This window comes from Streptomyces diastatochromogenes (assembly GCF_002242805.1).
GTDB classification, from domain to species: domain Bacteria; phylum Actinomycetota; class Actinomycetes; order Streptomycetales; family Streptomycetaceae; genus Streptomyces; species Streptomyces diastatochromogenes.
Map to the genome: position 1 here is coordinate 60,601 of NZ_MCGQ01000041.1, position 14,072 is coordinate 74,672.

At 70.3% G+C, this 14,072-nt stretch carries 11 protein-coding genes and 2 tRNA genes; 4 read left to right on the forward strand and 9 right to left on the reverse strand.

What is annotated here, in order from left to right; genetic code table 11:
- Positions 1-143: 143 nt before the first annotated feature.
- The gene (gene leuS / locus BEK98_RS36995; protein ID WP_094221144.1) at positions 144-3,026 is read right to left on the reverse strand and encodes a leucine--tRNA ligase; all 2,883 of its coding nucleotides are present in this window, start codon (positions 3,024-3,026) and stop codon (positions 144-146) included.
- A 403-nt stretch (positions 3,027-3,429) separates the two neighbouring features.
- Here leuS and BEK98_RS37000 point away from each other — a divergent pair, with 403 nt between their 5' ends.
- Positions 3,430-4,719, forward strand: coding sequence for a cytochrome b/b6 domain-containing protein (locus BEK98_RS37000; protein ID WP_208643337.1), 1,290 nt, complete (start codon positions 3,430-3,432; stop codon positions 4,717-4,719).
- Positions 4,716-6,326, forward strand: coding sequence for an NADH-quinone oxidoreductase subunit NuoF family protein (locus tag BEK98_RS37005; protein WP_094221146.1), 1,611 nt, complete (start codon positions 4,716-4,718; stop codon positions 6,324-6,326). The genes BEK98_RS37000 and BEK98_RS37005 overlap by 4 nt, the downstream gene beginning before the upstream one ends.
- A gap of 118 nt (positions 6,327-6,444) precedes the next feature.
- Here the strand turns inward: BEK98_RS37005 and BEK98_RS37010 are convergent.
- Positions 6,445-6,517 (reverse strand) — tRNA-Ala (locus tag BEK98_RS37010).
- Between the two features lie 102 nt (positions 6,518-6,619).
- Between BEK98_RS37010 and BEK98_RS37015 the strand changes: the two genes are divergently transcribed.
- The gene (locus BEK98_RS37015; RefSeq protein WP_094221147.1) at positions 6,620-7,855 is read left to right on the forward strand and encodes a glycosyltransferase 87 family protein; all 1,236 of its coding nucleotides are present in this window, start codon (positions 6,620-6,622) and stop codon (positions 7,853-7,855) included.
- Here BEK98_RS37015 and BEK98_RS37020 read toward each other — a convergent pair.
- The 3 genes from BEK98_RS37020 to BEK98_RS37025 form a co-directional block, all read right to left on the reverse strand.
- Positions 7,834-8,067 carry a hypothetical protein gene (locus BEK98_RS37020; protein WP_006136074.1) on the reverse strand — a complete coding sequence of 78 codons (234 nt, stop codon included), beginning with the start codon at positions 8,065-8,067 and terminating at the stop codon, positions 7,834-7,836. The genes BEK98_RS37015 and BEK98_RS37020 overlap by 22 nt on opposite strands.
- Before the next feature lie 3 nt (positions 8,068-8,070).
- On the reverse strand, positions 8,071-8,244 hold the full coding sequence (locus tag BEK98_RS48160) for a hypothetical protein (RefSeq protein ID WP_101373401.1): 174 nt from the start codon (positions 8,242-8,244) through the stop codon (positions 8,071-8,073).
- 69 nt (positions 8,245-8,313) lie between these two features.
- On the reverse strand, positions 8,314-9,867 hold the full coding sequence (locus tag BEK98_RS37025) for an MFS transporter (RefSeq protein WP_094221148.1): 1,554 nt from the start codon (positions 9,865-9,867) through the stop codon (positions 8,314-8,316).
- Between the two features lie 129 nt (positions 9,868-9,996).
- Between BEK98_RS37025 and BEK98_RS37030 the strand changes: the two genes are divergently transcribed.
- A complete protein-coding gene (locus tag BEK98_RS37030) occupies positions 9,997-10,908 on the forward strand; it encodes a helix-turn-helix transcriptional regulator (protein ID WP_094221149.1) in 912 nt (303 codons plus the stop codon).
- Between the two features lie 53 nt (positions 10,909-10,961).
- Here the strand turns inward: BEK98_RS37030 and BEK98_RS37035 are convergent.
- The 4 genes from BEK98_RS37035 to BEK98_RS37050 all read right to left on the reverse strand — a co-directional run bounded on the left by BEK98_RS37035 (position 10,962) and on the right by BEK98_RS37050 (position 14,064).
- Positions 10,962-11,034 (reverse strand) — tRNA-Ala (locus BEK98_RS37035).
- 82 nt (positions 11,035-11,116) lie between these two features.
- Positions 11,117-11,785, reverse strand: coding sequence for a histidine phosphatase family protein (locus tag BEK98_RS37040; RefSeq protein WP_094221150.1), 669 nt, complete (start codon positions 11,783-11,785; stop codon positions 11,117-11,119).
- Positions 11,785-12,228 carry a ribosome silencing factor gene (gene rsfS / locus BEK98_RS37045; RefSeq protein WP_094221151.1) on the reverse strand — a complete coding sequence of 148 codons (444 nt, stop codon included), beginning with the start codon at positions 12,226-12,228 and terminating at the stop codon, positions 11,785-11,787. Before rsfS ends, BEK98_RS37040 begins: the two co-directional genes overlap by 1 nt.
- Before the next feature lie 102 nt (positions 12,229-12,330).
- Complete coding sequence (locus BEK98_RS37050) at positions 12,331-14,064, reverse strand: LCP family protein (RefSeq protein ID WP_094221152.1); 1,734 nt, start codon at positions 14,062-14,064, stop codon at positions 12,331-12,333.
- Between the last annotated feature and the right edge of the window lie 8 nt (positions 14,065-14,072).

A 14,072-nucleotide genomic window follows, 5' to 3' on the forward strand; every position in this document is an offset into this window, starting at 1 on the left:
CTCCACGGTAAACGCAGCGGGCAGGCCCGGAGTTCCAGAAAAACCCCGAACCTGCCCGTAGGGGACTACCCCGATGCTCGCGCCGGACCCGTGCTTACGCCGGAACGATGCCTGCACGGGAGCGATCCTTATCGAAACGACGCTTACGCCGGAACGATGTTGACCAGCTTCGGCGCCCGCACGATCACCTTGCGGATGCCCGCGCCGTCCAGCGCCGCGACGACCTTCTCGTCGGACAGCGCCACCTTCTCCAGCTCCTCCTCGGAGATGGCCGGCGGCACCTCCAGACGGGCCTTGACCTTGCCCTTGATCTGGACGACGCAGGTCACGGTCTCGTCCACCACGTACCGCGGGTCGGCGACCGGGAAGTCCTGGTGGACGACCGAGTCGGTGTGGCCCAGCTTGCGCCACAGCTCCTCCGCGATGTGCGGGGACAGCGGGGCGACCATCAGGACCAGCGGCTCGGCGACCGACCGAGACACCGCGCCACCGGCCTTGGTCAGGTGGTTGTTCAGCTCGGTGACCTTGGCGATGGCGGTGTTGAAGCGCAGGCCCTCCAGGTCCTGACGCACGCCGTCGATCGCCTTGTGCAGGGCACGCAGCGCCTCCTCGTCGGGCTCGGCGTCGGTGACGGTGACCTCGCCGGTGTTCTCGTCGACGACGTTGCGCCACAGCCGCTGCAGCAGCCGGAACTGGCCGACCACCGCGCGCGTGTCCCAGGGACGGGAGACGTCCAGCGGACCCATCGCCATCTCGTACAGGCGCAGCGTGTCCGCGCCGTACTCGGCGGCGATCTCGTCCGGAGTCACCGCGTTCTTCAGGGACTTGCCCATCTTGCCCAGCAGCCGGGTGACCTGCTCGCCCTCGTAGTAGTAGGCGCCGTCGCGCTCCTCCACCTCGGCGGCCGGCACCGCGATGCCGCGGCTGTCACGGTAGACGTAGGCCTGGATCATGCCCTGGTTGAACAGCTTGTGGAACGGCTCCGCGGAGGAGACGTGCCCCAGGTCGTACAGGACCTTGGACCAGAAGCGCGCGTACAGCAGGTGCAGCACGGCGTGCTCGGCGCCGCCGACGTACAGGTCGACACCGCCGTGCGGCTGGCCCTCGCGCGGGCCCATCCAGTACTGCTCGATCTCGGGGTCGACCAGCTTCTCGCTGTTGTGCGGGTCCAGGTAGCGCAGCTCGTACCAGCAGGAACCGGCCCAGTTGGGCATGGTGTTGGTCTCGCGGCGGTACTTCTGCGGACCGCGCCCGTCGCCCAGGTCCAGGGTGACGTCGACCCACTCCTCGTTGCGCGACAGCGGCGTCTCGGGCTGGGTGTCGGCGTCGTCCGGGTCGAAGGTGCGCGGCGAGTAGTCCTCGACCTCCGGCAGCTCCAGCGGCAGCATCGACTCGGGCAGCGCGTGGGCGATGCCGTCCTCGTCGTAGACGATCGGGAAGGGCTCGCCCCAGTAGCGCTGGCGGCTGAACAGCCAGTCGCGCAGGCGGAAGTTGACGGTGCCCTCACCGATGCCCTTGCGCGCCAGCCACTCGGTGATGCGCGCCTTGGCCTCGGCCACGGCCATGCCGTCCAGGCTGATCTCGTCGTTCGACGAGTTGATGATCTTCGCGTCGTACGACCCGAAGGCGTTCTCCCACGTCGAGGTGTCGGTGCCACGGCCGTCGGTCGGCTCGACGATGCAGTGGATCGGCAGCTCGAAGGCGCGCGCGAACTCGAAGTCGCGCTGGTCGCCCGCGGGGACGGCCATGATCGCGCCGGTGCCGTAGCCCATCAGGACGTAGTCGGCGATGAAGACCGGGATCCGGTCGCCGTTGACCGGGTTGGTCGCGTACGCGCCGATGAAGACGCCGGTCTTGTCCTTGGCCTCGGCCTGGCGCTCGACGTCGGACTTCGAGGCGGCCTGCGCGCGGTAGGCGGCGACGGCCTCGGCCGGGGTGGCGTGACCGCCGGTCCACACCTCGTGCGTGCCCTCCGGCCAGGCGGCCGGGGTGAACTTCTCGACCAGCGGGTGCTCGGGGGCCAGCACCATGTAGGTCGCGCCGAACAGGGTGTCGGGGCGGGTGGTGAAGACCGTGATCCGCTCGCCGTCGATCGGGAAGTCGACGCGGGCGCCCTCGGAGCGGCCGATCCAGTTGCGCTGCTGCAGCTTGATGGCCTCGGGCCAGTCCAGCTCCTCCAGGTCCTCCAGCAGCCGGTCCGCGTAGGCGGTGATGCGCATGTTCCACTGGCGCAGCTTGGACTTGAAGACCGGGTAGTTGCCGCGCTCGGAACGGCCGTCGGCGGTGACCTCCTCGTTGGCCAGCACGGTGCCCAGGCCGGGACACCAGTTGACGGGCGCGTCGGAGGCGTAGGCCAGGCGGTACTCGCCCAGGACGTCGGCGCGCTCGGTGGCGGTCAGCTGGTTCCACGCGCGCCCGTGGTCACCCGGTACGGCGCGCTCACCGGACTCGAACTGGGCGATCAGCTCGGAGATCGGGCGGGCCTTGCCGGCCTCGTCGTCGTACCACGAGTTGAAGATCTGCAGGAAGATCCACTGGGTCCACTTGTAGTAGTCCGGGTCGATCGTGGCGAACGAGCGGCGCTTGTCGTGGCCCAGACCCAGCCGACGCAGCTGGACCTTCATGTTCTCGATGTTGGCCTCGGTCGACACGCGCGGGTGCGTGCCGGTCTGCACGGCGTACTGCTCGGCGGGCAGTCCGAAGGCGTCGAAGCCCAGGGTGTGCAGGACGTTGTGGCCGGTCATGCGCTGGAACCGGGCGTAGACGTCGGTGGCGATGTAGCCCAGGGGGTGGCCGACGTGCAGGCCCGCACCCGAGGGGTACGGGAACATGTCCATGATGAACTTCTTGGGCTTCGCGGCCAGCTCCGGATCGCCGGCCAGGTCACCCTTCGGGTTCGGCGCCGCGTAGGTGCCGTCGACGTCCCAGAAGTCCTGCCAGCGTGCCTCGATCTCGGCAGCCAGGGCGGCCGTGTAGCGGTGCGGCGCGGCCACCTCGGCGGTGGCAGCGGGGTTCGTCTCGCTCATGATCCTCAAAGCTCCATCGATCGTCTCTGCCTGCAGAAATGAAAAATCCCCTCGCACAGGAGGGGACGCCGCGCCGATGCCGACCCACCCGGTTCGACCGGGGGTCGGTACTGATCAGCGCGGCCCGCTAAGCAGAAGGCGTACGGCACGCATGGCGCTAGGGTACCGCAGCCCTTGAGCAAGCTGCGACGGACTTCCGTATGCCTTGTGGACATGCCACGAACCCGACCAGAGCTGAACGAAGGTCAAAGATTACTTCGCGTAACACCCGCTAAGGGACATCGACACAGTCGCATTGTCCTTTGATAACAACGCAATAACTCAAACCTCGTACTGATCGGTATGGCGCCACTTAGAGTTCGGCAGCGGGACCGCCTTCCCGAAACTGCTCGGAGTTGCCCCCATGAACCCTCGTCGTAGTAACAGCTCGCTCCCCAAACCGGGCCGGTCGGCCTATGGGGTGGCGTCCGCCGTCGTCCTGCTGCTCATACCCGTGGTCGTGCTGGTGGGAGGCAGCCAGTTCCGCGACTTCCTGAACTTCGGCGCGGGCGTACTGTCCCTCGTCTCGCTCAGCTGTTCGGTGATCTGGGGACTGTTCGCCCAGGACCGGATCTTCCTGAACACGCGCCAGCGGATCGTCGGCCAGGCAGTGCACCGGACGACCGCGGTCGCCTCGATCGCGTTCCTGCTGCTGCACATCACCACCAAGGTCGCGCTCGGCCACACGCAGCTGATCGCGGCGATCATCCCGTTCTCGCTCGGCGTCACCGGAATCGGCGGCCTGATCGGGCTGGGCTCGCTTGCGGGCCTGCTGATGATCTTCGTGGGCATCACCGGCGCCCTGCGCAGCAACTTCGCCACCCCGGCCCCCGTCGCCGCCCGCTGGCGTGCCATGCACATGCTGGCCTACCCGGCCTGGTGCGCGGCGCTGATCCACGGTCTCTACGCGGGTCGCGCGGCCAAGCCGATCTTCGTGATCCTCTACAGCCTGTCCCTGCTGGGCGTCATGGGCGCCCTCGCGCTGCGCGCGGCCCCGCGCCCCGTCAAGCGCAAGGTCGCCGACCGGCTCGTGACCCTGCTGGGCAGCTCGGAGCGGTCGGCACTCGACGACCTGGACGCGAGCCGCTCCCGGGTCGCCGAGTCCGGCCTGGCGGGCTTCGAGGGCCGGCGCGAGCCGAAGGCCTCACCTGCCGACTCGCCCGCCCCCGCCTCACCGCTGTACCAGACGCCCGCAGCCCCGGCCCCCGAGCCCGCCTCCGGCTTCGCGGCGGCCTACCGCGCCGTGTCCACTCCGGGCCGCCCACAGCAGCCGTTCGCGGCCGGCCAGACCACACGCATGGACCTGCCGCTGGATCTGCAGGCCACGGAGGCGGTCCCGCGCGTGGACGGCCCGTCCAGCACCTCGGGCAGCTGGCCGATCCCGTCCCCGCCGCCGGTCGGCGAGGCCCCGCCGTCGGCGTACGACCCGCTCCAGGACACCGGATACAACATCCCGGTCTACGGCAATTCGGGCACCGGCGGATACGGCGGAAGTGACATGTACGACACCGGTGAGACGAACAACCTGTACGGCACGTACAACTCGGGTGACACGTACAACAGCGGTCCCGCCACTGAACCAACCCCCGGCACCTCGTACGAGACGCCGGGTTCGGGCGAACCTTGGAACACGCCTTCCGGAGGCTATAGGTGAACGAGGCCCTGCCCGACGTACCCGAAGTCCGCGTGGTCGGTCTTCCCCAGCTCACGTCGGGCTTCGACCTTGTGGAGCGGCTCGACCTGCCCATGCACCTGAAGGTGCACGGGCCGCTCGACCCGCTGGGCGGCGAACAGCTCGCCCAACTCGCCGAGGCCATCAACCTCAAGGGCCGCGGCGGCGCGGGCTTCCCCTTCCACAAGAAGCTGCGCTCGGTCGCCGAGTCGGCGATCAAGCGGGGCGTGCGGCCGGTCGTCGTCGTCAACGGCAGTGAGGACGAACCGGCCTGCCGCAAGGACACGGTGCTCATCAACCGCGCCCCGCACCTCATCCTGGACGGCGCCCTGCTGTGCGCCGAGGCCCTCGGCGCCCGCACGCTGGTGATCGGGGTCACCCGGGAGTCCACCCAGCGCTCCATGGAGGCCGCGCTCGCCGAACGCGGTCTGAGCAACAGCCGCAGATCGGCACTGCGCGCGTGGGTGCAGCGCAACCCCGTGCGCATGGTCACCGGCGCCGCCGCATCGCTGATCCGCTCGATCGACGGCGGCCCGGCGGTCCCGCCCGGCCGCAAGATCAGCGCCTCGCAGACCGGCGTCGGCGGGGCACCGACGCTGCTGTCGAACGCGGAGACATTCGCGCAGCTGGCCATCGCCGCCCGCATCGGCCCCGAGCGCTACGGCAACACCGGCCTGTACGACGAGCCGGGCACCGTCATGCTCACGGTCTCCGGCGCGGTCGCCCGCCCGATGGTGCTGGAGGTCCCCACAGGCGTCCCGCTGCGCTACGTCCTGCAGCTGGCCGGCGCCCCGCCGGTGCCGCAGGGCGTGCTGACCGGCGGCTACCACGGCAAGTGGATCGACGCGGCCACCGTCAACGAGGCGATCGTCTCCCGCAACTCGCTGGACGCGGTGGGCGGTTCGCTGGGCGCGGGGGCGATCCTGCCGATCAGCCAGGACACCTGCCCGCTGGGCGAGTCGCTGCGGGTGGCGCAGTGGCTGGCCGAGGAGAGCGCCGGCCAGTGCGGCCCCTGCTATCTCGGACTGCCCGCCGCCGCGCGCGGTATGGAGGACATCCTCAATGGCGGCGGACCCGCCGCGCTGGAGGCGCTGAAGCAGGTCGCGAAGAACGTGAAGCGGCGCGGGGCGTGTTCGCACCCCGACGGCTCCGCGATGTTCCTGGAGTCGACCATCAAGGCGTTCACCGACGACCTGGCCGCGCATGTCCTCGGAAACGGCTGCGGACGGCCCGTGGAAGGCGTTCTGCCGCTCTTCGAGGGGGGCAGGGCCCCTTCGGGCATCCCGGGCGGCGGAGAGCCCGAGGAGACCGGCTCCAGCCGCCAGAAGATCTACGTCGACTGGACGCTGTGCCGGGGCCACGGACTGTGCGCCGACATCCTGCCGGAGGTCTTCGAACTGGGCGCGGACGGATTCCCGACCGTGGCGCAGGCGCAGGTGCCGCGCTACGCGGAGGCGAAGGCCCTGCGCGCGGTGCGCCGCTGCCCGGCGCTGGCGCTGCGCCTCGAGGAAGACACGCGCGGGCAGGCGCCCTCGCGCAACCTTCCCGTCCTCTCCCAGGGCCGCGGCCGCCGCGCCCTCGGACGCTGAGCACACGAACGGCGGGTCACCCGAGCCGGGTGACCCGCCGTTCGTATCGCGCCTTTCGCATGCTCCGGAACACGCCGAAGGCGGACCTTCCGTTCGGAAGGTCCGCCTTCGACTTCTGTGGAGCTAAGGAGAATTGAACTCCTGACCTCCTGCATGCCATGCAGGCGCTCTACCAACTGAGCTATAGCCCCTTGCTTTGGTCCGCCCGGTTTCCCCGGCGGCGACGCCAACATTACACGGTCACCGGGGCGCAGTACCAAATCGGTTTCCGCTCTGCCCTCATACGGGGGCTAATGTCTGCTTTCGTGACCCTGATCGCGTTCTCCGGAGCCCGGCGCCGGGTGCCGGTGGCCGTGGGTGCGTGCCTGGTGTCGTTCACGGCGTTCTGGCTGGCCCAGAGGGCTGCGCACGTGACGATGATCGACCTGATGGTGTACCGGGCCGAGGGGGCCACCGTCCGCGCGGGGGGCGACCTGTACGCGCTGCGGGCCACCGCCGCCCACCTGCCCACCACCTACCCGCCGTTCGCGGCCCTGCTGTTCACCGCGCTGACCCTGCCGGACAGGCCGACGCTGCGGGTGTTGGCGACGGCAGGAAATCTCGCCCTCCTCGTGGTGTTCGTGCGGCTGTCGCTGAAACTCGTCGGCCACGCGCGCGTGGAGAGCGTCTGGTGGGTCGCGGCGGTGGCCGTGTGGTGCGAGCCGGTGTGGACGACGCTGCGGTACGGCCAGGTCAACCTGCTGCTGGCCGCCCTGGCGCTGTGGGACCTCACCCGCCGCCCCGCCGGCGGGTACGACCGACTGGCCGGGGCGGGGCTCGGGCTCGCCGCCGCGGTCAAGCTGACCCCCGCGCTCTTCCCGGTGTTCCTGCTCGCCGCGGGTGTCGTGGCCCGGCTCAGGGGCGGGGACGGGGGGCCGTGGCTGCGGCACGCGCGCGGGGCGGCCGCCGCGTTCGCCGGGGCGACGCTGCTCGCAGCCGCCGCCCTGCCGTACGACTCGTGGCGGTTCTGGACGGACATGGTGTTCCACGCGGACCGGGCCGGGCATCCCGAGAGCAGCGCCAACCAGGCCCTGCGCGGCGTTCTGGCCCGCCTGCTGCACACACCCGACCCGGGAGCCCTCTGGGTCGCCTCCGCGGCCCTGGCGGCCACCCTGGGGCTCGCGGTGGCGGTCACGGCCGAGCTGCGGGGGATGCGGCCCTGGGCGGTGTGCGCCTGCGCGGTCACGGCGCTGCTGATCAGTCCGGTGTCGTGGACGCACCACTGGGTGTGGTGCGTACCCCTGGTGCTCCTGCTGTGGACGCGCGGACGCCGGGCGGCCGCCCTGGGCACGGCGCTGGTCTTCTGCTCGTACGCCCCGTGGTGGGTGCCGCACGGCCCCGGACGGCCCGAACTGCAGCAGACAGGCGTCCAGTTGACGTTGTCGGCCCTCTACGGAGGGGCCGGTGCGCTGTTCCTCGCGCTGGCCCGGACATCATTGCCGAGGCCCCGGCCGCGGTCAGCAGCGCGTCAAGCGGTCACGAAGGAGTAGAACCTCTTGAGCGTGCAGTGCTCCTCGAGCAGCCGGCCGTAGATCGGCTCGCCCTCCAGCTCGCGGTAGGTCTCGATCGGGTCGCCTTTTATGATCAGCGCCCGCGCGCATTCCTCGCACCAGTACTGGTAGTCGGGATTGATCGGTTCCATGTCACGGACGATCGGTGTACCGCTCCCACACCAGTCGCACTTTCGCCTGTGTGCACCCATCGATCAGCTCCAGCTGTGGCCGCAGGCCGTGCACACGTAGGAGATTCCGCCGTTGTCGCCAAGAACCTGGGCCACACGCGCGGAACCGCAGGAAGGGCAGCTGAGCCGGGTGGTCGTATCCCGTATCAACGCCGCACCGAGGAGGTGGCCGCCCTCCTCAAGGATGCTCGCAGGCATCGCTACTCCCTCCCGTCGGGCCGCGCCCCCTTCCGGCCGTTTGATTCTGCCACGGCCGGACCAATACGGTCAGCGACGCCTCAGTACCAGTCCGGACACGGCCCCCACTGCGGCCGTTCCGGCCAGCGCCCAAGCACACACCGAGAACGCCTCCGCAGAGGTATACGCCCGCAGAGCCCCGAGTGACTCAAGCCGGTTCAGGAACAGTGTGCCGAACGCCGCCACCCCGATCAGCTGACCGAGCTGGACGACAGTCGCCAGCAGCCCGCTGGCGTCCGCGGCGTCCTCCGGCCGCACAGTGGCCAGCGCGCCGGTGAGGGTCGGGCTGAAGGCCAGCGCGAGACCGACCCCCACTCCGGCGTACCCGACGTACAGCAGCGCTCCCCCGTCGCCGCCGTCGCGGAAGGCCAGCCCCACCACGGCCGCGGACACGGCCGTCAGCGCGAACCCGGCCGGAGTGAGCGCCCGCTGCCAGGCTGCGGGCCACTTCCGCCAGGTCAGGCTGACGGCGCCGAAGACGACCGCGGTCGGCGCGAAGCTCAGACCGGCTCGCAGCGCGCTGTAGCCGAGACCGCCCTGGACGTGCAGGGTCAGTGCGAAGAGGAAGCCGGCGTTGACCGACATGACGGCCAGGATGCGGAACACGGCCAGGCCGATGCCGGGGTGACGCAGGACGCGCAGTGCGATGAGCGGGGCGCCGCCGCGCCTGGCCAGCCGGGATTCATAGCCGCAGAACACCGCGAACAGAACCACGGCGGTGGCCAGCGACAGCCAGGACCACAGCGGCCAGTCCTCCTCCTGCCCGAGCACCAGCGGCACGGTCAGCAGTGACACGGCCGCGCCCAGCAGGACGAGTCCGGGCAGGTCGAGGTCGCGCGCCCGCTCGGCCTCCGCTCCGCGTCCCGGCGGCAGCACCCGCCTGCCCAGCACCAGCAGGAACACGCCCACCGGCACGTTGACCAGGAACACCGGACGCCAGCCGGTGCCGAACAGGTCGGCGCTGACCAGCACGCCGCCCACCACCTGCCCGGCCGCCGCACCGACCGCGAGGACCGCCGAGTAGGCGCCGAGCGCCCGGGCCCGGGCCTCGCCGGTGAACGTGCGCTGAATCAGGCTGAGCACCTGCGGGATCATCAGCGCCGCGCCGGCGCCCTGCACCAGCCGGAACACGATCAGCTCGGTCGAACCCTGCGCCAGGCCGCAGGCGAGCGAGGCCGCGGTGAACAGGGCGAGTCCGGCGAGGTGGACCCGACCGTGGCCGACCCGGTCGCCGAGCCGGGCGCCGGTGATCAGCAGCACGGAGTAGGTGATGGCGTAGCCGGCGACCACCAGCTGCAGGTCGGCGCCCGAGGCGTGGAGATCGGAACCGATGGTGGGCGCCGCGACGTTCACGATGAAGACGTCCAGGGCCGCCATGAACAGGGCGGTGAGCAGGACCGCGAGCAGCAGCCGGGGCCGGTTGTCAGTGGCGGGTGCTTCACTGTGAGTGACGGGGGATCCATCGTCGGCGGCAGCTTCCGCACTGTCGGCGGTGGGGACCTCACTGTCAGTGGCGAGTGCTTCACTGGTCGCAGGGTTGGGAACGGGTGCGGGACTCGGCCCGGTTCGAGGTGTCGTCGTCATGACGTCGAGACTGACGACGGACCGGTACGGGTGCCGAGTGCCCTTTGATGCTGGTACTGGCAGCACCTGGCAGTACCAGCAGCGGGTGCCGACGATGGGGACGGGACGACGGGGGACGGGGGACTGACAATGGGGACGACGACACAGCGCCGCAGGCCGGAGCTGGCCGCCTTTCTGCGCAGCAGGCGGGCCAGGGTGACACCGGCCGACGTGGGCATGCCGCCGGGGCTGCGGCGACGCACGCCCGGGCTGCGCCGGGAGGAGGTCGCCCAGCTCTCGGGCGTGGGGGTGACCTGGTACACGTGGCTGGAGCAGGGCCGGCCGATCAACGCCTCGTCGCAGGTACTGGACGCGGTCGCACGGACGCTGCGGCTGGACCCGCCGGAGCGGGAGCACCTGTACCGGCTGGCGGAGGTGCCCTTCGAGCCGGCACCGGAAGGCCTGACCCGGCGGGCCGGTCCGGAGGTCCAGGGCATCATCGACGCCCTCGACCCGCTGCTCGCGGTGGTCTACAACTCGCGGTACGACATCCTGGCCACCAACCCGGCCTACCGCGACCTGTTCGCGGTACCGCAGACCCTCCGGATCGGTGTGCCGAACGTGCTGTGGACGTTGTTCACGCTGCCGGAGGAGACGTGTCCGGTGGTGCACCGGGACCGCGAGCTGCCGGTGATGGTTGCCACGCTGCGGTCGGCGTACGGCAGACATGTGGGCGAGCCGGCCTGGGAGGACTACATACGCGGCCTGTCGGCCGCGAGCCCCCACTTCGCGTCGCTGTGGGCGAGTGGCGAGGTGACGCCTCCGGGGCCGCGGGTCAAGACGTTCCGTCACCAGGTGGTGGGCGAGATGCGGATGACCTCGCAGTCGCTGTCCATCGACGGGATGCCCGAGTGCCGGATCGTCGTCTACACACCGGAGGACGAAGAAGCTCGCGCGAAGGTCGCATTGCTCAGAGAACAGAGGCAGCGGCTGTGGCCGCCGACGGACGGGGAGGCCGCCGAGATCATTCGTCGATGGAACACAGAAAATCCCGCCCCCTGAGGGGACGGGATCCTCATCACCGATCTTTGACAACTCAACAGAGTGTCGATCCGTGGAGCTAAGGAGAATTGAACTCCTGACCTCCTGCATGCCATGCAGGCGCTCTACCAACTGAGCTATAGCCCCTTGTGTTCTTCCCGCTCGGCGGGGGCGAACAAGAAGAACTCTAGCCTGTGACCTGCCGGAAAGTGAAATCCGGGGTCAGGGGTCAGTCGTCGTCGCCGAGGACGGGCTCCGGGAGGGTGCCAGCGTTGTGCTCCAGCAGGCGCCAGCCGCGGGCGCCCTCGCCGAGCACGGACCAGCAGCAGTTGGAGAGGCCGCCGAGGCTCTCCCAGTTCCGGGCCTCCAGGCCGAGGAGCCGGCCGATGGTGGTGCGGATGGTGCCGCCGTGGCTGACCACCACGAGGGTGCCGTCCTCGGGCAGCTTCTCGGCGTGCCGCAGCACGACGGGGGCGGCGCGGTCGGCGACCTCGGTCTCCAGTTCGCCGCCGCCGCGACGGACCGCCTCGCCACGCTTCCAGGCAGCGTACTGCTCGCCGTACCGGGCGATGATCTCGTCGTGCGTCAGCCCCTGCCAGACGCCCGCGTAGGTCTCCCGGAGGCCCTCCTCGCGGACGATGTCGAGGCCGGTGAGGGTGGCCAGCTCGGCGGCCGTGTTCGCGGCCCGCTGCAGGTCCGAGGAGACGATCGCGTCCGGGCCCAGGGAGGCGAGCAGCCGGGCGGCGCGGCGGGCCTGACCGAGGCCGGTCTCGGTCAGCTCGACGTCCGTGGTGCCCTGGAAGCGGCGCTCCACGTTCCAGGAGGTCTGGCCGTGCCGCCACAGGATGACGCGGCGGCCCCGGCCGGTTCGGTCGCTCACCTCGCCGGTGGCGCTCATCACCACTCCCCGGCCGGCTCGTCGGCGGCCTCGGCGGCCTGCAGCTCGGCGTGCTCCTTGGCCTTGCCGCGGGTGGCCTTGGCGTCAGCGGGCAGTTCGAGCTCGGGGCAGTCCTTCCACAGCCGCTCCAGGGCGTAGAAGACCCGCTCCTCGCTGTGCTGGACGTGGACGACGATGTCGACGTAGTCGAGCAGGATCCAGCGGGACTCGCGGTCTCCCTCGCGGCGTACCGGCTTGGCGCCGAGATCCTTCAGCAGGCGCTCCTCGATCTCGTCGACGATCGCCCTGACCTGGCGGTCGTTCGGCGCGGAGGCCAGCAGGAATGCGTCCGTGATCGACAGCACGTCGCTGACGTCGTAGGCGATGACGTCGTGGGCGAGCTTGTCGGCCGCTGCCTGGGCGGCGCTGTTGATGAGCTCAAGGGAACGATCAGTGGCGGTCACTACATGGCTTTCCGTCAAGGGGTCACTTGACATCAAGGGTCTCACGGACCGCAGGGCGCACCCCATGTGATTAACGGATCACATGGGGTGCCCCGGCCGCTGTCAGGAGGAAGCGGGCTTGTAGTCGCCGCCGAGGACGACCAAGACGTCGGCGCCTGAGGAGACCGTGCCCTTGGTCACGGAGCCGGCGGGCAGGCCAAGGGTCTTGGCGACCTCGGTGGCGTTCGCCTTGTCGGCGGCGTCGGCGTAGAGCACCTTGGAGGTGGCCTGGGTTCCGGACGCGGTGCCGCCCTCGAGGAAGGTGAAGCCGCCGTTGAGGAGCACCACGCGGGCCTTCTCTGTGTCGTCCTTCACACCGGTGGCGTTCTGGACGGAGACCCGCACCGCGGAGCCCGCGTCGGGGCTCTTGGCGGTGCCGCCGAGGATGTCCTTCACCACGCTGTCACTGGTCCTGGCGCTCAGTGTGCCGTCGGACTGCACGGGCAGCAGGGCCGTCTTGTAGTCGCCGCCCTTGGCAAGGTCGGCGAGCCTGGCCAGGAAGGCGCCGAGGTCCTTGTCGGTCAGTGGCGGGTCGAGGATCTGCGCGAGGGTCTGCACGGTGGTCGTGGCGCCCGTCGGGTCGGAGGACATCTTGCGCAGCACCCCCTGCATGACCTGCCCGAACCGCTCCAGCTGGGCGTTCTGGGCCTCGCCGGAGGCACGGTAGGTGGCGTAGGCGACGGCCATCTTGCCGCTGAGGGTCTGGTCCTTGCCCTGGTGGACCAGGGGCGAGGTGCCCTTCTTCTTGGCGTCCGGGTCGGGTACGTCGGCGTTGGTGTCGATGTCGATGCTGCCGACCAGGTCGACGAGGTTCTGCAGATACGGGGTGTCCAGGCGCCAGGTGCCCTGGATGTTCGTGCCGAGGACGGTGTCGAGCTGGTCGCGGGTGCCGGAGGCGCCGTCGTCGTCGACCGACTTGGCGAGGGTCGTCGTGGTGCCGTCGTCGCCGGTGAGCGCGAGGGAGTTGGGCATCAGGACGGTCGTGCCCTGCTTGGTGGTGGTGTTGTCGACCAGCAGCGCCGTGGAGGTGCCGCCCTTGCCGGTGTTGTGCAGGTGGACGACGATCACGTCGCGTTTCTGGGCGGCCGCCGGTGTCGCCGTGCCCGACTTGGAGCCGGAGGAGGACAGGCCGGGCAGCTTTCCGGCGTACCAGAGGTAGCCCACACCGCCGACGGCGACGAGGGCGAGGACGACGAGCAGGGCGATGGTCCGGCTGCGGGCGCGGCGGCGGGCCTCCTCGCGGCGCTCGGTGCGGTTCTCGGTGAAGTTCAGCCAGTCGATGACGTCTTCGGAGTCGTCGGTCGGCTCTTCCACGAAGGCGAACTGCTCGGTGTGGTAGTCGCGTTCGTGGTCGGCCGCGGGTTCCGGCTCCTCGGCCTGACCCGCCTGCTGCGGGACCGGTCCGGTCTGCTGCGGGATGTACGCGGTCTGCTCGGCGACGCGCGGCTGCTGCCCGCTGGTCGCGGTCTGGCCGTAGGGGTCGTACGTGTTCGCCGCGCCCCTGCCGCCGTAGGAGTCGTAGGAGGGGGCGGGCGCCTGGTGGCCGGTGTCGTAGGGGTCGTAGGAAGGGGCGGCGGCCTGGTTCCCGGTGTCGTAGGGCTGAGCCGACTGCTGCCCGGTGGCGTACGGGTCGTAGCCGTAGCCCTGCTGGGCGTACGGGTCGTAGGGCTGCTGCGGAACCTGCTGCTGTGGAATCTGCTGTGCCGGGATCTGCTGGTACACCGGCTGGCCGTACTCGTCGTAGCCGACGAGTTCGTACTGGCCGTCTCCGTACCCCGCGTCGTATCGGTCGTTCACCGGTGCCC

Bases quoted from the DNA above. Each gene is read 5' to 3' on its own strand.
- leuS (WP_094221144.1), bottom strand. From the start codon at position 3,026: ATGAGCGAGACGAACCCCGCTGCCACCGCCGAGGTGGCCGCGCCGCAC.
- BEK98_RS37030 (WP_094221149.1), top strand. From the start codon at position 9,997: ATGGGGACGACGACACAGCGCCGCAGGCCGGAGCTGGCCGCCTTTCTG.
- BEK98_RS48160 (WP_101373401.1), bottom strand. From the start codon at position 8,244: ATGCCTGCGAGCATCCTTGAGGAGGGCGGCCACCTCCTCGGTGCGGCG.
- BEK98_RS37040 (WP_094221150.1), bottom strand. From the start codon at position 11,785: ATGAGCGCCACCGGCGAGGTGAGCGACCGAACCGGCCGGGGCCGCCGC.
- BEK98_RS37015 (WP_094221147.1), top strand. From the start codon at position 6,620: ATGTCTGCTTTCGTGACCCTGATCGCGTTCTCCGGAGCCCGGCGCCGG.
- BEK98_RS37025 (WP_094221148.1), bottom strand. From the start codon at position 9,867: ATGACGACGACACCTCGAACCGGGCCGAGTCCCGCACCCGTTCCCAAC.
- BEK98_RS37000 (WP_208643337.1), top strand. From the start codon at position 3,430: ATGAACCCTCGTCGTAGTAACAGCTCGCTCCCCAAACCGGGCCGGTCG.
- BEK98_RS37020 (WP_006136074.1), bottom strand. From the start codon at position 8,067: ATGGGTGCACACAGGCGAAAGTGCGACTGGTGTGGGAGCGGTACACCG.